The organism is Paenibacillus apiarius, assembly GCF_017052585.1.
In the GTDB taxonomy this organism is placed as follows: domain Bacteria; phylum Bacillota; class Bacilli; order Paenibacillales; family Paenibacillaceae; genus Paenibacillus_B; species Paenibacillus_B apiarius.
Genome location: NZ_JAFFHZ010000001.1, coordinates 5,625,346 through 5,647,079, shown reverse-complemented (window position 1 = coordinate 5,647,079; position 21,734 = coordinate 5,625,346). Strand labels below are relative to the sequence as shown.

General features: G+C 46.3%; 19 protein-coding genes and 2 pseudogenes. 7 read left to right on the top strand and 14 right to left on the bottom strand.

The features are described from left to right. Positions 1-86: 86 nt before the first annotated feature. From JSQ80_RS25025 to JSQ80_RS25005, 5 genes are all read right to left on the bottom strand, one after another. Positions 87-3,407 (bottom strand): DEAD/DEAH box helicase, encoded by a 3,321-nt coding sequence (locus tag JSQ80_RS25025; protein WP_206097172.1) that lies wholly within the window; start codon positions 3,405-3,407, stop codon positions 87-89. A gap of 264 nt (positions 3,408-3,671) precedes the next feature. Beyond that, complete coding sequence (locus JSQ80_RS25020; protein ID WP_206097171.1) at positions 3,672-3,989, bottom strand: thioredoxin family protein; 318 nt, start codon at positions 3,987-3,989, stop codon at positions 3,672-3,674. A 101-nt stretch (positions 3,990-4,090) separates the two neighbouring features. Beyond that, the gene (locus tag JSQ80_RS30095) at positions 4,091-4,237 is read right to left on the bottom strand and encodes a hypothetical protein (RefSeq protein ID WP_206097170.1); all 147 of its coding nucleotides are present in this window, start codon (positions 4,235-4,237) and stop codon (positions 4,091-4,093) included. A 121-nt stretch (positions 4,238-4,358) separates the two neighbouring features. Next, the gene (locus JSQ80_RS25010) at positions 4,359-5,351 is read right to left on the bottom strand and encodes a DMT family transporter (protein WP_206097169.1); all 993 of its coding nucleotides are present in this window, start codon (positions 5,349-5,351) and stop codon (positions 4,359-4,361) included. Beyond that, positions 5,338-5,997: a GntR family transcriptional regulator gene (locus JSQ80_RS25005; RefSeq protein ID WP_206097168.1), complete on the bottom strand. Its 660-nt coding sequence runs from the start codon at positions 5,995-5,997 to the stop codon at positions 5,338-5,340. The genes JSQ80_RS25010 and JSQ80_RS25005 overlap by 14 nt, the downstream gene beginning before the upstream one ends. Before the next feature lie 245 nt (positions 5,998-6,242). On the opposite strand from JSQ80_RS25005, the pseudogene JSQ80_RS25000 reads away from it, so the two are divergent. Both JSQ80_RS25000 and JSQ80_RS24995 read left to right on the top strand, forming a co-directional pair. After that, positions 6,243-6,317 (top strand): annotated as a pseudogene (locus JSQ80_RS25000) (recombinase family protein); the annotation flags it as partial. A gap of 1 nt (position 6,318) precedes the next feature. Beyond that, positions 6,319-6,615 (top strand): winged helix-turn-helix transcriptional regulator, encoded by a 297-nt coding sequence (locus tag JSQ80_RS24995; RefSeq protein WP_240463802.1) that lies wholly within the window; start codon positions 6,319-6,321, stop codon positions 6,613-6,615. An 87-nt stretch (positions 6,616-6,702) separates the two neighbouring features. On the opposite strand, the gene nagA is transcribed toward JSQ80_RS24995, so the two are convergent. Then, the gene (gene nagA / locus JSQ80_RS24990) at positions 6,703-7,851 is read right to left on the bottom strand and encodes an N-acetylglucosamine-6-phosphate deacetylase (RefSeq protein ID WP_206097166.1); all 1,149 of its coding nucleotides are present in this window, start codon (positions 7,849-7,851) and stop codon (positions 6,703-6,705) included. A 17-nt stretch (positions 7,852-7,868) separates the two neighbouring features. Further along, positions 7,869-8,636 carry a DeoR/GlpR family DNA-binding transcription regulator gene (locus JSQ80_RS24985; RefSeq protein ID WP_206097165.1) on the bottom strand — a complete coding sequence of 256 codons (768 nt, stop codon included), beginning with the start codon at positions 8,634-8,636 and terminating at the stop codon, positions 7,869-7,871. Positions 8,637-8,897: 261 nt separating this feature from the next. On the opposite strand from JSQ80_RS24985, the gene JSQ80_RS24980 reads away from it, so the two are divergent. Further along, the gene (locus JSQ80_RS24980) at positions 8,898-9,041 is read left to right on the top strand and encodes a hypothetical protein (RefSeq protein WP_206097164.1); all 144 of its coding nucleotides are present in this window, start codon (positions 8,898-8,900) and stop codon (positions 9,039-9,041) included. A 627-nt stretch (positions 9,042-9,668) separates the two neighbouring features. Here the strand turns inward: JSQ80_RS24980 and JSQ80_RS24975 are convergent. Beyond that, the gene (locus JSQ80_RS24975; protein WP_206097163.1) at positions 9,669-10,172 is read right to left on the bottom strand and encodes a hypothetical protein; all 504 of its coding nucleotides are present in this window, start codon (positions 10,170-10,172) and stop codon (positions 9,669-9,671) included. A 270-nt stretch (positions 10,173-10,442) separates the two neighbouring features. Here JSQ80_RS24975 and JSQ80_RS24970 point away from each other — a divergent pair, with 270 nt between their 5' ends. The 3 genes and pseudogenes from JSQ80_RS24970 to JSQ80_RS30090 form a co-directional block, all read left to right on the top strand. After that, positions 10,443-10,724 (top strand): Gfo/Idh/MocA family oxidoreductase, encoded by a 282-nt coding sequence (locus JSQ80_RS24970; RefSeq protein WP_206097162.1) that lies wholly within the window; start codon positions 10,443-10,445, stop codon positions 10,722-10,724. A gap of 86 nt (positions 10,725-10,810) precedes the next feature. Beyond that, the gene (locus JSQ80_RS24965) at positions 10,811-11,107 is read left to right on the top strand and encodes a hypothetical protein (protein WP_206097161.1); all 297 of its coding nucleotides are present in this window, start codon (positions 10,811-10,813) and stop codon (positions 11,105-11,107) included. 36 nt (positions 11,108-11,143) lie between these two features. Then, positions 11,144-11,326 (top strand): annotated as a pseudogene (locus tag JSQ80_RS30090) (glycosyltransferase family A protein); the annotation flags it as partial. Positions 11,327-11,646: 320 nt separating this feature from the next. Here the strand turns inward: JSQ80_RS30090 and JSQ80_RS24960 are convergent. Further along, positions 11,647-13,131: an oligosaccharide flippase family protein gene (locus JSQ80_RS24960; RefSeq protein WP_206097160.1), complete on the bottom strand. Its 1,485-nt coding sequence runs from the start codon at positions 13,129-13,131 to the stop codon at positions 11,647-11,649. An 87-nt stretch (positions 13,132-13,218) separates the two neighbouring features. Beyond that, positions 13,219-14,358 (bottom strand): amidase domain-containing protein, encoded by a 1,140-nt coding sequence (locus JSQ80_RS24955; protein ID WP_206097159.1) that lies wholly within the window; start codon positions 14,356-14,358, stop codon positions 13,219-13,221. Positions 14,359-14,634: 276 nt separating this feature from the next. Here JSQ80_RS24955 and JSQ80_RS24950 point away from each other — a divergent pair, with 276 nt between their 5' ends. Then, the gene (locus JSQ80_RS24950) at positions 14,635-15,351 is read left to right on the top strand and encodes a divergent polysaccharide deacetylase family protein (protein WP_418888884.1); all 717 of its coding nucleotides are present in this window, start codon (positions 14,635-14,637) and stop codon (positions 15,349-15,351) included. 82 nt (positions 15,352-15,433) lie between these two features. Here JSQ80_RS24950 and JSQ80_RS24945 read toward each other — a convergent pair whose 3' ends face one another. From JSQ80_RS24945 to tyrP, 4 genes are all read right to left on the bottom strand, one after another. Then, positions 15,434-16,660 (bottom strand): MFS transporter, encoded by a 1,227-nt coding sequence (locus JSQ80_RS24945; protein ID WP_206097157.1) that lies wholly within the window; start codon positions 16,658-16,660, stop codon positions 15,434-15,436. Between the two features lie 168 nt (positions 16,661-16,828). Then, the gene (nhaC, locus tag JSQ80_RS24940) at positions 16,829-18,202 is read right to left on the bottom strand and encodes a Na+/H+ antiporter NhaC (protein WP_206097156.1); all 1,374 of its coding nucleotides are present in this window, start codon (positions 18,200-18,202) and stop codon (positions 16,829-16,831) included. 54 nt (positions 18,203-18,256) lie between these two features. Beyond that, entirely contained in the window at positions 18,257-20,119 is a 1,863-nt protein-coding gene (tdc, locus tag JSQ80_RS24935) for a tyrosine decarboxylase (protein ID WP_206097155.1), read from the bottom strand. A 60-nt stretch (positions 20,120-20,179) separates the two neighbouring features. Next, positions 20,180-21,589, bottom strand: a complete 1,410-nt coding sequence (gene tyrP, locus JSQ80_RS24930) for a tyrosine-tyramine antiporter (RefSeq protein ID WP_206097154.1) — start codon at positions 21,587-21,589, stop codon at positions 20,180-20,182. Positions 21,590-21,734: the final 145 nt, after the last annotated feature.

Genomic DNA, 21,734 nt, shown 5'->3' with positions numbered 1-21,734 from the left:
ACGGCAATAAGGTGATCGGCTTCTTTTGGCGTTATGACGTCTGCTTCATTCAGACGATACGAAGCGGACCGTTCGCATGCTCTCTATCATATCATCAGAATCTCCCGGATATCCTGCTCCGTCAACGCGGACAGTGCCTCGTGGCCCGGTTGAATCACTTCGTCGATCAGATTCAATTTTTTCTGCTGGAGCTCGAACATTTTGTCTTCCACGGTTCCTTGGGAGACGAGCCGGATTACTTGCACGACGCTCTTCTGCCCGATGCGATGCGCCCGATCGGCTGCTTGCTGCTCCACGGCTGGGTTCCACCACAGATCGTAGAGGATTACGGTATCCGCTCCAGTCAGGTTCAGTCCAGTGCCGCCGGCCTTTAAGGAGATGAGGAACACATCCCGCTCCCCTTCGTTAAACCTGCTGCACAGTTCCACACGCTCGGCCGAAGGCGTTTTGCCGTCCAAGTAAAAATACGGCACGCCTTGATAACCCAACTCCCGCTCGATTAGGCCCAACATTTCGGTAAATTGGGAGAAGACAAGCATCCTTTTGCCCGCGCTCCGGCATTCCCCCACAATTTCTATCAATTGCTCGAACTTGGCTGAGCTGCCGGCATAGCCTTCAACGAACAGGGCGGGGTGGCAGCACAGCTGGCGAAGCCTTGTCAAGCCAGCCAAAATTTTGAGCCGGTTTTTCTGAAAATCGTTATCGTCCAGATGCTTTAATGTTTCCTGCTTCAGCTTGGCCAAATAAGCTGCATACAGCTTCTTTTGTTCCGGCAGCAGCTCGGAGGCTTGCAGCGACTCGATCTTCTCCGGCAGCTCCTTCAGCACGTCGGTCTTCAAGCGCCGCAGCAAAAACGGACGGACACGCTTGGACACCGTTTCCCGGGATAATTCATTGAATGCTTTTCTGCCCGGGAACAGCTCGGGGAGTACGGCGCCAAAGATTGACCACAGCTCCTCCAGCGAGTTCTCTACGGGAGTGCCCGTGAGGGCAAACCGGTACTGAGCCTGAATCTGCTTGACTACCTGTGCCGTCTGAGTCGTGTGGTTCTTAAAAAATTGGGCCTCGTCCATAATTAGCGTATGGAACGATTGCTCGGCATACATCGCGATATCCCTGCGCAGCAGCGGGTAAGAAGTAATGACCACGTCCACCTGGGATACATCTTTCAAAATGCCGCTGCGCTCCGTCTTGCTGCCGTCCGCAATCACGGTCCGAATTTCCGGCGCGAACTTCTTCAGTTCATTCTGCCAGTTGTACAGGAGCGAAGCCGGAGCGACGATCATCGCGGGCAGCCCCTGATTTCTGATCTCGGGCAGCATGGAGACGATAAACGCGATGCTCTGCACGGTCTTGCCAAGACCCATATCGTCTGCAAGTATGCCCCCGAACCGGTATTGTGCCAGCGTCTTCATCCATTGGAATCCATACTTCTGATAATCACGAAGCACAGGCTCCAGACTATCTGGCACGGGGAAATCCAAATGGTCCGGATTCCGCATGTTATCCAAGAGCCGGCGGAAAGATTTACCCAGGCTAACGGCATTTCCTTGTCTTTGGGAATCCATTAAGTGGAGCCCGCGGATGACCGGAAGGTGGAATTGCGTTCCCTTAACATCCCCTTTGCGGACGCCCAGTTCGTTCATGAAGCGGATGATTTCCTGGAACTCCGCGCTTTCCAGCGGCAATAACGCCCCGTTGCGCAGCCGATAATATTTGCGCTTCTCCTCCAAGGACTTCAGCAGATTCCGGATATCCGTTTCAGGTATCCCTTCCATATCGAATCGGAATTCAAGCCAATTGATTCTGTCATCAACGTCCACGGTTATCTTCGGCGGAGCATGCTCGGTGCAGATCCTTTCTTTCACGGCAGAGGTGGCGTACACCTGCACCAGCTGTTCCAGCTGGGGAACGACATGAACCAAAAATTCGTATTCCGCGTCTTCATCATCCATGAAATACCCGGCTTCCGTCTGGGCGAAGGAGCTATTCTCCATAAGCTCCAAAATGCGCCGTTCCTGTTCCCCGTCCCGCAACAGAATGCGGTCCTCGCCGCGCCTCTGAACGTTTCTTTCCAACGGATTGATGACAATGTCGCCATATTGGAATTCCAATCCCGCAAGCAGCCTATCCCTCACACGGTCCAAGTATAGTCTGGCCTTCAGCTGCGTCTGCATAATGCGGTCGGAAATGGCTTCATCGATGTGGACACTGCCCAGCTTCATCAGACCGGGTATTACTTTCTCCATGAAAGGTTCCATCTGCTCCGGAGGAATTTGGATTTGATGCTTGCCGGAAGCTTCGAGCATGTGCTTCAGCCCCGCGAGACGCTTGCACTTGTCGGTCTGCAGCTTCAACAGCTTGCCTTCGCTCAGCACAACCCCGTACGATTCCATGACGATAATCTCATCCAAGCCTTGGACATCCAACTGATAGCTTTCCGGTTGCGCTTGGCCCAGCCCGAAATGGAGAGGGACCGGCTCGTCGGATATACCGATGCCTTCGTACGTGTCGCCCCCCTGTTCAAGCTGTACCGAAGGAGCTGCGGCGAGCAAGGGAAGAAAGGTATCCCATAAGAAAGGGGGAATCAACAACATCCGCTCGCCGCTCATAGGGTTGGCATGGGGATAAATATTCGAAGTTTCGCGGTACGTCTCTTCGTTGCGATAGATTTGGATTAATTGCTGTATGACCGCATCATCTTCTTGTTGAAAGCTGTGGAGCTCCGGATCGTAAGTGAACAACTTGGAAAATGCATAGTCTTCTCTCCGGTCAACGCGATTGAGAAAGTCTCTAATTTTTTGCACGACATATAGCCGTTTGGGTCCGACCTTGAATTCAATCCCGAACACGTGCTTCCGGTAGCCGTAAGAGACGGGTCTGCAGATGAACTCCACGTGAAGGGGTGTTCTTGCATCAAAATGAGGCCCTGTGCGGCTTGGATGCAGCGGCTTGTCGCCGAACAGCCCCAGCATGCCTTTAGTCAGCCGAATATCCCTCTCCGTAATCCCGTTGGCTCTCGATGCGTCTACGGCCAATGGGGACTCTGTCCCCCGGTATCCCATCGAGAATCGGTCTTCCGGCAGCAGGTTGGATGCCCCCGCACGAATCGGCGATCTATGCTGCATATCACGGAGAATCAGCAGCACGGCGGCGATATGTTTGCAGTAATTGTCGTAAGAAGGGAGCGCAGGACAGGTGCACTCCGCCTCCACATCCCCATTTTGACCGATTTCGACCGTAACTTGGTAGCTGCCTCTCTCCTCAACCGTGGCTTCGTAAATAGAGGCTTCGAGATCGCAATTCGTGATTGTCACTTTTCCGGCCTGGTAGCAGGCCGCTCCTTTTTCATAAGAGATCTGCCCGCATAATACCTTAATTAACCGTTCAGTCAGTTGAAAACTCATTGCTTTGGACCTTCCTTTTGAACAGAAATATGATTTTCCAGAATGGTTATATGTCTTATGATAACAGAAACAATTTGGAATAAGCCAAAACTTTGCGACTCGGGGAGCTCGACGCCTGTTCACTGTGAATGTAATGGACGAATGTGCTGAAATTCATTAAAATGAAGTTGTTGCAAAGGCCAGATGCCTCTTCTATGTTCTGATCGAATCGCCTTGCTATAAATAAGAGAGACCAGAGGCTTACCGCCTCCGGTCTCTTATCCGTCAAGACAACGTGCTTAAAAACTCTCTGATCTGATCAGGCGTCTTCGCGAACTTGCTGTGCAAATGGCCGACCTTTTGACCGTTTTTAAATGCAAGCAAACTTGGAATGCCTCTTACATCGTTCTCTTCGGCTATATGCTGTAACTGCTCGGCATCAATTTCCAGCCATTGCTTGTCTGAGTTTTCGGTAACGATATCCCCGATAAAGCGATCGAGGTTTTTGCAATCCGGACACCAATTTGTGTAAAATTTCATGATGGTGAACTGATCTTTCCCGATTTGATTATGATACTGTTCTTCTGTTGTTATTTTCTCCATTTGCAATCATCCTCCATCTCCGTCTCCACTAGCTTATTTTATTCGCGGCATCGACAACCGTCAATCCCGCTGCACCCGCGATTCGCGCTCGACATGATTCATCAATAAGCAGCTTTGTACGGCTTCGGAGGTGCGGCATCCTTGCTTACAGCTTGAATGGCATGCAAAGCCCAATAAGGATCTTTCAGCATGCCGCGCGCTACAGCTGCCAAATCCGCATCCTCATTGGCGATTGCCGCTTCGGCCAAGGCCCTTCCCCGCCGCTTGTGATATGGAAGAGATCGATGCCTGCTTCTTTGTACTGTCTGAACATTTCAATACTGTGCTCAAGATCGTATCCTCCGTCCATATAGGGGGCACCAACAACAATTAAACACTAATATTTTGGTTATGCGCCATTTCACCTTTATGGGTAACATAACTATGTGCTATCATTCCTAACATTATTACAAACATACCACACCAAGATAAAATAGAAGGAACTGAAGAATGTAATAAAATTAGTTCTCCGATAACAGCAAACAGTACCTCCATGGACTGTGTTGCTTCAACAGTTGCAAGTTTTTGCATATCTCCTTTAACCATATCAGTTGCTTTAAAAAATAAGATAGTTGCAATTACACCCGAACAAATAGCAACTAAAATAGATTGCATAGTTTGTTCTTTACTAGGCAATCCTGTTGTAAAAAGACCATACAAGGATAGTAAAAACCAGAATGGTAAGCTAGCTAATGTCATTCCAAGGACACGTTGATAAGCATCTAGACGATCCCCACAAACTTCCATCATCTTACGATTACCAAGCGGGTAAGCAAAAGAAGCCACAATAACAGGGATAATACCTAACAAAATATCTTTTACACTAAGCGATTTTGCCTGTTCCATTTGCATAAGGAAAATACCAAGAAGAATAATCAATGACATTCCCATGCCCTTCATTGGGATTTTTCCTCTTTTCTTAAGAACCCCATCAGGTGTTTGAATGGCCTGAATAAAAAGAGGAGCTAACAAAGATCCTGATATAATAGTAATTTGCCATGTCCCAGCAATTATCCATCCTGGCGCATGTGCAGCGGCAAAGCATAATGGAGCATAAAATAGACCAAAACCTACGAAACTCCATAAAAACCATGCTCTTAAATCCTCTCTCATAACTTGTAATAATACTTTTAATTTTTTCCTACTCATAACAAGAAATAAAAGGAATGGAAACATGAAAATAAACCTTAATGAGGCACTCCATACCCAGTTACCGCCTGATAATTCCATTGCTCGATTCAATATAAATGTGAACGCAAAAAAGAATGCAGCACATATACCTAAAAAAATAGGGCGCAAATTTCTCACCTCAATCTGTCTCATGAGTTAGTAATTTCCCCAGACTTAACCAGTTTTGTTCTACAAGATGTGCTGTTGTTTCTTTATCTTTATTTTTGCACGATTCTATAATTTGCTGATGTTGTTCTACTGATTTTAAACCATTTATAGAAGTGAACTGAGAAATTTCGAGGCGTTGAATCTTAGATATACTTCGTTCTAACGCACGAATGATTTCAGGATTTCCCGCCACATCTAGAAAAACATTGTGGAATAACTCATCAGCTTCAATTGCTTTTATAATATCTTTTTTCTCAATAGATAGTAATAAGGCTTTATTACTGAACTCCAATTCCTGAATATCTGCCTCTGTGAGTAATGGTACTGCTAAACGGGCAGCTAATGAATGTAAAGCTGCTACCACAGTAAATGCGTGTTTCGCCTCCTCGAGATTTAATGGTGCAACGCGAGTCACTGAACCAGGAATAGATTCAACAAGTCCTTCATCTTCAAGACGTTTTAGAGCCTCTCTAACTGGAGTACGGCTAATTCCGAATTCTTCTGCTAACTCTTTGTCATTTAAGCGTTGCTCTGGTTGCAACTCTAATGTAACAATTGCTTTTTTCAAAGTTAGATATACTTCATCTCTAAATGACATACGTTTAATGGGTTTAATAATATCCTTTTTCATAAAACCAATATATCGGATATCGGTTTTATAATCAACTGTACTTTTTCAATAAAATGCATTCAATTAGTTAGCAAATTCTAAAAACGACCGTTTATGGAACTCGGTAGGTTCTTTGACAAAATCGTTAAAAACTTATCCATACCAGGTACCAAAACTCATATCCAAAAACAAAGTTCCTTATTTAAATGAGATAAGGTTTTTTGTACTATTTAAATAGAGATATTTAGAATAAGAAGTGAAATAATTTGATTTTTGGTTACGCTCGTGTCAGCACAGAGGAACAAAATCTCGATATGCAAATAGATGCTTTGCAACAATATTATGAATCTCCAACTAAAAGGAAGAAAACAGCAAGAAGAAATTCAAAAACAGAATGGAAAATCAGTTAATGAAAAAATCAATCATTACGCGAATCTAGGGACAGCTTTAATTAAAGCTGATTTGGTTATTGAACAGCATTTGGACTACTGTCAATTAAGAGAGCTAGAGGAACATGGTATCGTGGAACGTAAAATATATCCGGAAGTTCCTCCGCGCGTAGAGTATTCGATAATGGAAAAAGGACAAAGACTCGAGGGCATCTTCATCGAATTGAAGCGGTTTGGGCTTACTTTGTAAGGCAAACATTGAATCCTTTCGGCAACCATATGCACTCCATCCATGAGAAAAAGCCGATAGTCCTCATCAAGGATATCGGCCTTTATTTCATCCTATTATTTGACCATCAATCATCGTCCATACGACCCGGAACTGTTCATCCAACAACACGAGATCTGCATCATAACCGGGTTCGATCTTTCCTTTACTCCGAAGCCCCAGTATATTTGCAGGTGTTGTCGAAGCCATCTGCACGGCATCCGTCAAGGAAATTCCGGTATCGACCGTAAGGCGCAATGCTTCGTTCATCGTTACCGTGCTGGACGCTAAAGTGCCGTCTTCCAACCTCGCGACCCCTTCAGATACTGTGACCTGATGGCCGCCAAATATATAATTTCCATCCCCCATTCCCATAGCCTGCAAAGCATCTGTAATCAACACCATTCCTTCCGCCCCTTTCAACCGGTGCATGAGCCGGATAATGGCGGGATGCAAATGAACTTGATCCACGATCGCTTGCAGGCTCACATGCTGCTCTTCGAATGCGGCTGTGATTAGCCCCGGATCCCGATGATGAATGGGACGCATGCCATTAAAGCAATGCGTAACATGGCTGGCTCCGGCCGTAAAGGCCAGCTTCGCTTCCTCGTATGTGGCATCGGAATGCGCGACCGCTATGACAACCTCCCGTTTTTTCAAGAAAGAGATTAGCTCCATGCCCCCTGGCAATTCCGGAGCGATGGTAATCATTTTGATAAGCGAACCCGCTTCCCGGAAAATCTCTTTCATTTCCCCGATGTCAGGATGGCGGAGATATTGTTCATTCTGCATTCCCTTGCGTTTTGGATTCAAATAGGGCCCCTCCAGATGAATCCCCGCTATCTTCGCTCCTTCTTCTTGCCCGACGACGCGCTTGACGCTGCGAATCATGTTCAGCAGGTCTTCTATCGCAGAACTGACCGAGGTGGCGAGGAACGAAGTAGAGCCTGTCGCGGCACATGCTCGCGATACGGCTTGAATACTCGTTTCCGTGCCATCCATCATGTCAAAACCATTGGCGCCATGAATATGAACGTCGATCATACCAGGCATCAGCCATTGACCTCTGCCGTCAATCCGTTCATACTGCTCTCCTGCTGCAGAAGGGAGAGTGGACTCGATCCTCTCAATTTTCCCATCTCTTATCCATACCGTGGCAGACGGGACGATTCGATCTGGCAGCAGCAGCTGGACGTTGCAGAGAACCTTGTTGTTCATGGTCATTCTTCTCCTCCCTATTGGTCATCCGCTTGACAATCAATAACCGTAATATTTTTCCGGTCGATCACATCTTTGATTTCAACTGGTATATCTCGATCGGTAATGATAATATCCACGCAGTCGAAATCTACTCTGAATCTCGATTTGGCCGTAAATTTGGTATGATCGGCGACGAGTATCACTTGATTTGAACGGCGGGCCATTTCCCTTTTCACGCGGGCATCTTCTTCATAAGGATAATAGAGTCCGTCAGACTGGATGGCGGTAGCGCCAATAAATGCCTTGTCGGCACGGATTTCACTAATTTTATCTATGACAGACGGGCCGTACAGCAAGCGATTTTTGGCATTCAAGTAGCCGCCGAGAACATAAATTTGAAGGTCATCCCGATTCGATAATACGCCTACGTTATCAATGGAATGAGTGACAGCAGTTATTTGTTTCGCTTGAATTTGTTCGGCTACAAACTGCACGGTGGATGATACATCCAAGAATACGGTCTCCTGATCTTGGATTAGCTTGGCGCCAAGCTTTCCAATGCTTATCTTGCTGTCTGGCTCATCGATTAAACGCTCATGATAGGAGGACAACTCTTTCTGTAATTCGGGCAAGGCTACTCCGCCATGCGTTCGCATGACGACACCTTCTTGAACTAGCTTCACGATATCCCTTCGTGCCGTATCTCTCGATACTTGGAATAGCGAACATATATCCGCAACGCTCATCGATTGGTGTTTACTTAAGTATTCAAGTATTTTCAACAATCGCTCCTCTTGATACATATGAAACATCTCCTTTTTAAGTAATTATAATTCGTTGATTAAGTATTTACAAGTTAATATGTATTATACAATAAGTGTATTCAAGTATTTCGTGTTTTGTTTAATTGTTTATAATAAAAAAATGCAACCTGTGCACTCTTTTTAATGGCTGACTGATAACGCTTTCGGTCTCCCTTTTTTCTCACCTTCGAAGGAGGCTCCATTGAAAACAGCAGTAGAAATGTATGGAATGTATGCTTGAGGTGGCGGAACGGCAAGGCCATGGAACGGAGTTCGAATGGTCATGCACCCGAAAAACCTGCTGAGGTGGTGCCTGAAAAGCAGCAAAAGGATTCCTCTCCTTATCGCTGGAAACAAGCTGCACAGCGGGACTGGGAACTTGATGATGGAGACATCGATAATTAATGGTATCTAAAAAAAAGCAGGGTTCTCATGGAGGACCCTGCTTTTATATATGCAATAGATTGATCATGCCTGCAACGAATGTCATAAAAGCAAAACCCGCCATACATGAAACCGTGACAACTTGAGTAAACCGCGCATCTTTATGTTTTTCCATAATCACATTCTCCTCTGTTCAAACTGAACTGTTATCGTGTTTTTATTGTACATGGAACCGAGCAGCGGAAGTATCGATTTACATAACGGCCGCCTTACATTTATGCAAGGAATCTCACTTTCATTTGCAGGAAGCTGAAGGTGTAAACATGACTAAAGCCGATTTTCTCTCCGCAGAAAATCGGCCTTTTGAATCATGCTTGGGATTCATCGCTGTTTAACCAGAAATAACTCTATTACCGGCTTGGCACCATACCGGAAGCAAGGACCGCGCCTCCTCCTCCAGTTCACGTCGTTGGAATGCTTCCAAGCAACATGCCCGTCCGGTCTGACAAGCATGGCGCGAATATCCGTCCCGTCCGATAAGACTCAGCCAGCCGCGTAGTGCGCCGTCGCTGCCGGCTTGCCGCGAGACACGAACCGTCCGCGATGCCGCGCATCGCCATTATTTTGCGGATTGAATCGTGCTCGCGGCTAGGTTAATATTTGACAAGCAATACCTGTGAAATACCTGTCAAAATCAACGGAGGACATATGTTTCATATAGCTGTTTGTTTCTTTTTTATACCAGGGATCAAGATAGGTAAAAAAGTCTTTGTCTCTCTGCACCAATACGACCCAGTGGGAATTGCGGAGGCCAAATTCCTCCTCATTCCCTGTTAATAAGGCCATGATTGGGGCCCTTTTCAAGCTGTCTTTCCATTCGTCATCATAGAATGACATCCGAAACGCAATATTGTTCAATATGCAAAATCTAAAGAGATCCTCCGGATAAGCTCCAATCGCTTGATCGTCCTCGTCATATCCCTTTTCCTTCGGCGGCACAGTCAGCTTCAGTTCTTCAGCGAGCTCATCAAATGTTATATGGTCCATAATTCGGTTAAACTTCAGCAGCATTAACAGACTTGCCACCCCGCAAGTTTTTTCTGGATAATAATTTTGGTCATTTTGACTAACGAAAAAATCTTTCAGCTCCACGCGCGCTCTCTCCTTAATTAGGCATGTTCTCTCTTTATAATATTCTCCATGGATAATTATAAAGAGGTAATATATGTTATATAAATGTCTATTTCTTTCATTTCCTTCACTCTTAAGAAGATAACTACATACTCATATAATGGAACGGCTGTGACTCTGGTGTAATGCAGTGAGAATCCGCGATTCTAAGAGCAGGAAGGGAGAGATCTTGCTATGGGCAATCATGCTGCAAATCTGCCTGACGGCGTGCGCAAGCAGGAGGGAACATCAATGAGTCCATCTTCATATTCCGGCCTGCACATCGGTTTAGTGGGATGTGGCAACTGGGGCCGCAACATATTGCGCGATCTGAAGCAATTAGGAGTTACGGCAAGTGTAGTGGCATGTTCGGAGGCAAGCATAGCCAATGCCATTGCTTATGGGGCCGATAATATTGTAGCCTCGATTGAGGCTATGGATACGGCCATCGATGGTTACGTCATTGCAAGCATAACCACCGCTCATCTGGAAAATATTCATGCCTGCATATTATGGGATATTTGCCTTCAGTAGATACGGCCATCCCCAACCCATTGGGCGATAGTCATTATGGATTTGTCGCAACTCTTTCGGACCTTGAAAGAGATATTTATGTCACTTTGGATGTCAATAATATCTCGCCGGGCAATGTGCGTTCCTGTGCGGTCGGCTTTGAAAACGGTGTGGCGGCGTTAACCGGCAGCTACGCAGAGGGAATTACGGTATGCCGATTTAATGCTGACCATCCCCCTGAGGTCCGTCCGATTCCGCAAGAGCTGCCTTTATTGAAGGAATTGCAAATGTTTCTGAATTATCTGCGCGGCGGTCCCCCTCCGCTTAGTTCGATAGAGGAAGAGCTGCTAATTATGCGACGTATTTCTGCAGTACGCACTCAGCTTTATGGAGGCGATTCTTGATGGAACCGGTATTTTCCATTCTAGGTTCCCACCTATACTCACGGCTGTTTGCTCCGTTTTGCGCTTGACAGCATTCTGCAACAAACCTGCCAACAATTCGAGGTCTTTGTCATCTGTGACGGGGCTATTGACGAGGGACCTTTCATGATAAGTAATTTCTCGATTAAAGTTAGTTACTATAGGCACGTGCGCCAAAGTACTTGCATGCCGAAAACATGAGAAGCCCCGCCGACTCATCATCGGCAGGGTTCAACTAAACTGGCCTGAACCATTACGAAGGGTGTGGTATATTTAATCTAATTAATAATTATCGTAGTTAACAGAATCCGCGCAAGACGATGACCAAAAGAATATAGAGAACGAGAATAACGCCCGTTGAAGTAAAGAGAGGACCGTAACCTCCTACACCTTTAACGCATTCACTCATTTGACGAACCCTCCTTTATGTCATGGTACGTCAACAGTATATTATATCTATCTATTTACTGACACGGCTGTCAGCCTAATTAGATGGACTTATTTTTACTGTGGAAATATCCTCATTTATTGAAATGTTTTATCCGCATTCCGATAATAAATGCGGCGCATGCACAGTATAGGAGCATGCTGCCTGCAACCGCCGCAACACGGTTCAAATGAACATGCTGCATAACGGAAGGAAAGACGAACAGCATGATTCCGCTGAACAAGACGAGGTCTCCTCCTATCCATTTCATCTTGAATAACGCAGTCCCTTTTCTTCGCAGCGCCTTCAGATTCCACAGCACCGCCACCGTTTCCAACGAGAGAGTGCCGATAGCTGCCGCCTTATAGCCGAATCCTGGTATTGCCAATAGGAAATACAGCAGCACGGTTGACAATCCGATGCCGCCAATGAGCCCCATCAAGGGTGAATTTTTGCGCTCCTGCGCCCACAGAATGCTCGTCGTCAACTCGCGGAGACCCACAATAAGTGGAATCGCCGATAAGTAGCGTATTGGGTCCGCTGCCGCTGGCGTGCCAAATATAAGATTCGACAAATCGTTTGCATATAAAAACAAAAACATCCCGCTCAAAATTCCCCATGTCCAACCGAGATTCAATACATTCTCGATGCTGCGGCGGTATTCATCCATCCGTCCCTGCTGAAAGTCCGCTGCAATGTTCATCGTCACCGTATGCGATAACGCTGCGGTCACGATTGTCGGCACATACGCGATCACGACGGCCATTCCCGTAATGACGCCATACATCGCGATCGATTCAGATACCGAATACCCGGCAGCCTGCAGCCTTCGCGGTATTAACATCGAGTCGATAAAGTCAGACGCGGGTACAAGCATCCTCGTGAAGCCGATGGCCAAGGAAGTGCGCAACAAGAAACTAAGCTCGCTTCCATATGACCAGGACTGCGCCGCCGACAATGCCGCTATCTGCTTCGATGCGGCGATATATACCGTTATGATAAGGAACGCAACTAACGCGCCGATCGCCGTTCCCGTAATGCCGGCTCCCAGCGCCGCTCCGATTCCGTGAGAAGAGAACAGAGCGGCGAGCATGATCATCAGTGCGACCCGGACGCTTTGTTCCGCCAACTCGGATACCGATATGATTCCATATCGTGCTGTGCCCTGCATATATCCGCGCAGCAACTGGAGCAGCGGTACAGCAATAAGTGCCGGAGCCAAGCAGCGTACCGCCATCGCGAGCTCGTCGTTGCCGAGCAAGGCGGCGATTGCGCCAGAATACGAGTAAACAAGAAGCCCAGAAGCAGCTCCGAGCAAAGCTACGAATATGGATATATTTCGAAAGGCTCCCCATCCTCTGGATGGATGCTTAGCCGTGAACAAGGCCAGAGCTGTGGGCAACCCGCCAGTAACGACCATCAGCACGATCCCGTAGAATGAATAGGCAATCTGGTACAAGCCTATCCCTTCTGCACCAAGCAGCCTTGTTAACGTGATTCTTCCGACTAATCCGATGCATTTTCCAGCAAGGAGGGCTCCGGTCCGGAGCGCCGCCTGCTTCACGAGCGGTGGCAGCATCAATTGTAATCACCGACCATTCCGTCTTGTCCTACTCATTGTATGATCGGAATAGTCGCGATATGTTTCTTTTGCCGCCCCGCCACATTAATCGCGGATCTGAATTAATAAGTAGGTGGTATGTTTATCCCAACCGAGATCAAAGGGAACCCGATACCGATCAGCCGTATGAGAGTTCACGAGCGGGTATCCGTTCATGTCGAAACCGACAACGATTGAAAAATGGTCAACGTCGCCTCGGAGCATATAAGCAATCAGATCGCCAGGCCGCAGCTTTGCGATAGCGCCAGACGGATGCCTTTCGTTCGCGGTGACGATTTCTTGAAAGCTCCCTCTTGCGATAAGTGAGCCATAACCGCTGCTTAGCAGGAAATCTTTGAACGCATCGGTCTGCACCCAAGTCCTGCTTCCGCCCACGTATTGGAAATGCCGCCACCCGCCTCGCATTCGCAGGCCTCCGCCCTCTTCACGGTCCCCGATGCATTGGGATGCGAAGTTGGTGCAATCCCCGCCCAACCCGGTATAATCCCGATAATTCGGATGATATCGATGTTTATTGCCTGCTCCCCAAGCCGCACCTGCATATTTGTTGGCATAAGCGACAGCTTTGTCGCGATTATACTTCCGTGTTGTATTCGATCCCGCCGACTCCTTCCCCAGCTCTGATGATTCGATATGACGATCTGAGCTTAGTATCATGCCGTCCGAATCCGGAATAAGCTTCGGATTTTCCTCTAGCGGATCCAAATACCACTCCCGCAGCAATTGCCACTTCCCGTCCGTCTTTGTCAAGGTCAAAGCATGACGCGTGCCGATGCCGAATGATTGAACGGGCATCATGCTGTGAATGTACGTATAGTCGAGCTTCAAAGATTCTACGGTCGAAATATAAGCCTTGTCCTTTTGTTTGTTTATCCGAATAATTCGCACATGGCTTGTCGCGTCCACGAATTGGATGCCTCTGCGCTCCGCCCAGGCTTGAACATATTCGGCTCTGTCCGTTTCATGGCGCATCGCGTTGCGGCTCGTTGCAATTGAGCTTACATAATGTCTGTCTAAGCTGTCTTTGTCGCGGTGAATCAAAAATTGGGCCCGATCCGAGAACAACTGTTGTATATAAGCAGCAAGCTCTTTATCCACTTCTTTTGGCGCTGCGGCTGCTTGTGTCAACATCGACATGCAAAAGATGCAGATCACTAATATTATCGAGTACATTTTTTTACGCATGCTTGTCTTTGATTCTCCCTTACATCAAATCATTGTCTGTATTGAATGGAATGTGAATGCAGATATCTGAATGTTTTGTTTAATTATGTCCAGCACAAAATATAAGATGCTGTTAAAAAATATCAGTATGAATTCCCATAATCGAACACACGATAGCAATGAAGATGAAATAGGATGTGGATGATGAAAAGCTCAAATAGGATCACCTTGTGCAAGATATTGACCTTCGCAGCCATATTTGCAATGCTTCTGAATTCTCCGGAAGGTGCTTACTCCTTGCCTGGACAGAAAGAGCAAAAGACCGCTATCATCGTCATCGATGACTTCGGCAATAACGCGAGAGGCACCCAAGAAATCATAGAGCTTCCGTTTCGAGTAACTGTCGCCGTCATGCCGTTCATGCCGCATACGGTCAACGATGCCAAGCGTGCGCATGCTGCCGGACATGATGTCATCGTCCATATGCCAATGGAGGCCTTGTCGGGAAAAAAACATTGGCTTGGACCGGGGGCAATTACAACCGAGCTGACTGATGAAGAAATTCGGAGGCGGGTTCATGCGGCCATTGATAATGTCCCTTATGCGGTAGGTATGAACAATCACATGGGTTCAAAGGCTACGGTCGATCCGCGAGTGATGAGGAATGTGCTTCAAGCATGCAAAGAACGAGGACTATTTTTCTTGGATAGCCACACCAATTATCGCAGCGTCGTGGCAAAGATAGCGGGCGAGGTCAATGTGCCGAGTCTCGAAAACCATATATTTCTAGACGACATTCATACGCGGTCGGCGATCCAAAAACAATTCATGTTGATGCGCGAGCATTTGCTTCGACACAATGTATGCATTGCAATAGGACACGTCGGCACAGCTGGCAAAATAACGGCTTCCGTTCTAAAAGAACAGATGGAGAAAATGAGCGAGGAACAGATTGTATTTAAGAGACTATCAGAATTTCTGAAACCGGTAAACAAAACAATGAGCAACCTGTAAATAATCTGGCTGGACCTTGTAAAGCCCTCTCATCGACAATACCCTCAGAATGAATGATGACTGAGGGTATTGCGCCGTTGCTTTAATGATGATCCAGCGGCTGAGCCGCTTGCGGTTCTCCGCCCGCCTTGCGCTCCTCGCCAAGGAGCGGAATCAACAGCAGCGTTCCGAGGAAGAACAAAACTCCGCTTGAAACGAACACCGTGAATAAAGAAAGCACGTCCTTAAGCAATCCCGCAAAAGACATTCCGACAACCATCATGCCCATGAACATCGGTGTCATTACGCCTCCGACCCGGCCCATATACGCGCCTTCCGTATTTTTCAGAATCATCGTATTAATGCCGATATGGATGCAAGGGTAACATAATCCGGTCATCACCTGCAGCATAATCGTCAGCGGAGCACTCGTCGACCACCCGATCCCGATTGTTCCGAGCGAACTGACCAGCAGTCCGAAAGCGAGCAAGGTTTGCGGATTCACTTTCTTGGCTACCCCCATAATGAAGGCCCCTCCTGCGAGCATGGCTGCGCCATTGGCCATCAGAAGCCATTGCAGGAAAGCTTTATCCCGTCCCAAATTCTCTATCGCTACGAAAAGCATCATCGGTTGAATGAGGCCGGCAGCTAATCCAGCAACGGAAAAGGTTCCCCATAACGTTCGCAGCATCCGATTGGTCCAAACATAACGGAAACCATCCTTCAATTCCCGTACAAAATTAGGATGTTGTCTTGCATCCATCTCCTCGATGTCCCGCGGCAGCAGAGACAGGATAAACGCGGAGCCCAAAAACAGCACCCCCATCACGGCGATTGAGATCTCGATTCCGTACTGTTGATAGATGAACGTGCCCAGGATCGGCCCGATTACCATAAAGAATGCCATCAGCGACTGGAACAGGGCCATAACCCCCTGCAGCTGCTCGGCCGGCACATGCTGCTTGAACAGCTTCATTGCCGAAGGCTGTGAAAATTGGGACAATACGGCGGATACCAAGGTCGCCAAAAATAATGCCTGCCAGGATCCGTAACTAAGAAATAGCAAGATCGCAATGACGGATGCAGCGGACAATAGGTCGCATCCAACCATGGTTCGTTTCGGCTTCCAGCGATCGGCGAACGTTCCTCCTATAATGGCGAATAAAAAAATAGGCGCATATTCCGCGACGGAAATAAGCGATACATACATGGGATCGTTGTCCGTCACATCGGTTACGTATAACAGTATGGCAAAATTTCTGACCCAAATGCCCAAATGCAGGAGCACGCGCGATATCATAATCGTGCGGACATAACGGTTGTTCAACAATGCATCCACTCTCCTTTCTTGTTTCTTTTTGATTATAAATAAACAAATTTAATAATTGTCTATTAATATCATAGATTTATTATATTTATGTTTATTTACATGTCAATAGGATGCAATAAAAAAAACCGCGTTTTCGCGGTCTGATTCATTGTGGGGCATGATTGAGAATCATGCTTTTTGTGATGACTTCGCCCTCTTTTTCATGAATCCCAGCAAGATGTTAAGTAGAGGAGCAACGATGCAAAAGATCGCAAATGGAAAATATTCCAGCGTGGATACCCCTAACGTGCCGGCAATAAATACACCGCTAACGCCCCAAGGGATGAGCGCATTAAATGCCGCCCCTGAATTCGCAATGATTCTTGACATTTCTTTGCGGCTTAACTGAATCTCATCATATTGAGATTTGAAAGCTTTACCCGGCAAAATAATGGATAAATATTGCTCCCCGAGCAGAAGGTTGACGCCCATGGAGCTGATTGCCGTCATTATGATGAGTTTGCCTTTCGTATTCACGAAATTTGTAATGCGCGAAATCAAAGATTTGATTATATTCAGTTCCACAAGCAAGCCGCCTAACGCTAATGCCAGAAGAATTAATGAGACAGACCACATCATGCTCTGAATACCGCCTCGTGACAACAGCTTGTCTACATTGTCCACTCCTGTACGGGCTACATATCCGTTTTGCAACAGCTTGGATATGTCCAGTAAGCTTGTATGCGGATGATAGATATACAGCACACCAATCGTACATGCAATACTCGACAAGAGGGTCGGAATAGCCGGTATTTTCCTCCAAGCGCATAAGAACAGGATGAGCACCGGAAGTAAAGTGACCGCAGAAATACTGAAAGAGGATTGAAACGTATGAACAAGCTCATTGATTTGATTGCCTGTCGACAGAACCTGCGGATGTCCTGCAACCCAGAAGAATACAAGCGAGATAAAGAATGACGGAATGACAACCTGCATCATGTAACGGATATGCTCGAATAATTCAACTTCGGCAATAGCGGAAGCCAGGTTCGTCGTATCTGATAAAGGAGAGATATTGTTCCCTAAGAAGGCGCCTGAGACGATAGCTCCTGTCGTGATGGCGGGATGATAGCCCATAATTTGCCCCATACCGAAAAATGCAATGCCTATCGTGGATATTGTCGTGAAGGAACTTCCTACCGTAATACCCACAACGGCGCATATGACAAAGACAGAAGGCAAAAAATACTTTGCGGATAAAATACCGAAGCCATATACCATAATCGTCGGAATCGTTCCCGCAGCAATCCATGCACTGATTAATGCTCCGATTAGCATAAAGATAAGAATCGGTATTAATCCTGGTGTAATCCCATCCTGAATGCCTTTATGAACGCGCTCCCAAGATACACCCTTACTTTTGGCGAAGACGATAGTAATTCCCAAGGAGATTAATATCGGAATTTGCGGATCCATGCCAATGCCTATGATGCAAGCGCCTATAATCGCTAACAATGCAACTAAAAGAAATAGACTTTCTTTTAGCGTTACTTCTTTCTTCATAAGCTGAACTCCTTATTTTGTAACAGCCTTCCCTATTTTTGATTTTCGTTTATTTCATGCCAATATTTTTTCAAGTTTTTCTTGCATGGCATTTTCGATCTTGACCATATATTCTTCGAACACTTCTTCATCATGCGCATACGGAGACAATGCGCAAGCGCGAAGAATGGTAACTTTGCCGGCACGATCCCATTCTTCTCTGCTGAATCCGAGTTTTTGCACGAATGAAAGCGGACTGCTGCCATAGTCGGGAATTGCAAAGTCTGTATGAGATGTGATGAACTCATTGTTGTACAGTTCGCCCTTCACATATGAAGCATAATCAAAGAAATCATGATTGAGCTTGTTCATTTTCTCCAGATCGGTATTGCCTTCTTCGTTGAATACATAATCAACCATATTGAAGTCAGGCTTGGTCAAAGGATGGACACGAATGATTTTGCCATTGACGTTGAAGGACTTGTCCATCAAGAAGTTGTAAAAGCGGTAGGCCCCCTCAATGCTGGCACCCATCAGCTTGCCATAGCCTGTAACGTTCAGAGGCAGCACTTTGTGAGCCGTCCATACCGCCGCAGCGGTTGCGCCCGCTTTGGAGCCTTCGAGGATATACGCGCCAAGCAATGCCGGAATGTCCGCATTTTTCTCAAAAACATAAGTTGCAAAGTATGAAATAGCGTCCCGCATCCGGCTGTCCTTAATGACGATTGCACCGGCAGAGTAAGGAATATATCCCATTTTGTGGGGGTCAATTGTAATCGTTTCGACCTGGCTCATTGCTTTAAAGGCGTTATATATATCTTCGGTTAACCATTGATCTTTCAATTTCATATCCGTAAAGATGTTATACCGTTTGTACACTTCATCTATCTTGTCATAATCAAGGAACTCGTCATTTTCATCCAAGAAGATGGCGCGCGCGTATCCGCCATAAGCAGCATCGACATGGATATAGTAGTAAATTCCTTCTGAAGCCAGTTTCTCACGAAGTTGAACGATTTTATCGATGTGATCAATTTGACCTTCTTCCGTACTGCCTACGACACCAACCACTCCAAGCACGGGAATGTTCTCTGCAGCCAATTCGCGTATTTTCGCTTCCAGCTTGTCCACATCCATGCGATAACTGCTGTCTACATCGATCGCTTCTACGGAATCGAGGCCGATGCCAATGATATCAGCTGCTTTCATCCAAGAGTAATGCTTCGTTTGCGGAATGAGCCATTTTCCTAATTTATCAAGATATCTGCCGCTGCGAGCTGAGTGGGATTTCACATCATCCAGCTTGTCAGGAATTTGCTCCATGATGTCCAAAATTTCTTTGGTAGACATGTTCAGCAATTCCCACTCGGATTTCCCTTCCACGTATTCAGGAGCCGCTTCTTTAATGGCTAGAGGCAAGGACTTCATGTTTCTTGCGTACCATAGTCCTTCCAAGTTGGCGATGGAACCGTCGGCACAAATATGTCCCCAGCTTTCGTTTTCCTTATAACTCATCATTTTGGCCAATTGATGACCAACTTCTTCTTCCATCTGCGAAGTGCCCGGAGACGATTCATATGCAACGTTGTTGCCGTTCCATAGCATGGCAGCGGTGTAAGCAATAATCGCCGGCATCAATGTTTCCGAGTTCATATGTCCCCAAAAGCGGCCAGCGGTATGCCATGGCAGCGAGTCGGTACGAAGCTTGGAAGACAACTCGTTGAACACCGTGCGCATATGGTTCACCGTATCTTCGAAGCTTTGCGAGCTTTTGTCGTAAGGTGTAATTACAGGTAAATCTTGCGGTTGGTAATTCTGACGCCAGCCCACATGCTCATCTACGACTTTCAATAGGATTTCTTTAAAAAGATCGACGTTTTCTCCTTTATCGCCAAGGAACAATGCTTTCAGATTGATTTCCGGGAGTGGATAGTTCATGTGCAGTCCTCCTATTATGAGTCAAACGTGTATGATGGAAAATGAAGTCATATTGTGAATTCATTCACTTTTCTTCCAGCTTGGCTTTTTCAGTTTATTAATCATAAGTGCAATCCCTACCATCACAATCGTTGCCGCTACTTGAAAAATGATGTAACCTGTGTATTGGCCCGGATCCAGAATAGAAGGCGGAATCAAGCTGACCGTCAGGGTAATGGCAACACTGAGCAGTGACAACAACGAGACGAACCACATCAGACCATTGCCGTTGCTGCCGAGTCGGAACGATCTTTTCACTTGCGGCATTTTATAGCGCAAGCGTATAGCTGAAATGGCTATCAACGCATAGACGATACAGTACAGAATTGTCGTCGTAATCGTCATAATCAAGAAAGCGCTGTTCACATCGGGTACCACAATATACAGAACAGATACAATCGAAATCACGATTGCTTGAATCAATACGAACGTAATCGGAATATTCTTCTTCGTTCTCTTCTGGAAGAACGGAGGCAAGCTGCCTTCGTCAGCAACTTTAATCATCGATTTGCTTGGTCCGAGCACCCATGCGCTCAATTGCACGAGCACCCCAATCAAAATCATCGCAGAAATAATATTTACAAAAATAGGTGGTAAACCTAAGTTTTCGCTAAAAATCATGTAAGGCTGCGTAATGTTGGCTAATTCTAACGTGCCCATCGGGACCGCATTCGATACAGTCAAGCCGGCAATGAGGTTGAAGATGACGAGCAATATAACGGATGCGATAACCGCAATCGGATAATTTCGTTTTGGATTTTCAATTTCGTTCGCATGCACCGATGAAATTTCTACGCCTGCGAAGATAAAAATGATGCCTGATAAGTAAGTCAAGCTCCCCAAGTCCCCAAGATTGGGCAGCAACTCGCTTGCTTTAAAATGACCCAAGTAGCTATCGGTCCGAATTCCATTTTTAAACATATAGATAACACCGAGTACAACCAGTATTACGAACGGGATATATACCCCTATGATGGCGCCCCAGCTACCGGCAATTTTGACCATATCGAACTTCAGATTTAATAAGGTGACAGTCCAGTAAGAAATAAGAATAACTGTAAAAATAAAGTAGTTGTTTGAAGATAGCTCGGGAACATTGATGACATACCCAAGCAAGATTCCTACGGTGGAAGCCACCATAACCATCCCGAAGAACATTTGCACCCATAAGAGCCATGAGGTGACGAAGCCCCATTTTTGCCCCAGCGCATTTTTGACCCATACTTGCGGACCTCCCTCTTCCGGGAATCCTGTCGACAGTTCGGCGGACATCAATGCAATTGGCAGCGCGAACAAAATTGCCGCAACCAGCATATAGAAAATCTGTGTCCAGCCCGTAATGGAAAGAGTCGGCACGCTGCGTACGGTACCGAAGAACGCCATTGTAATACCGATTAACCCGAACAACGTCAAATTTTTTGAATGGGGCATAATCAACCTACTTTCTCTGCATTGGCTATTCTCTCAACATCATCCAATTGATGTGAATGAAAATCTGGAAAACAATTGAAAAGCCCATCACTATGCTGTTATGAGTTATAGAATGGCTTGCGGAAAATGGTCTTATTCTGTTTTT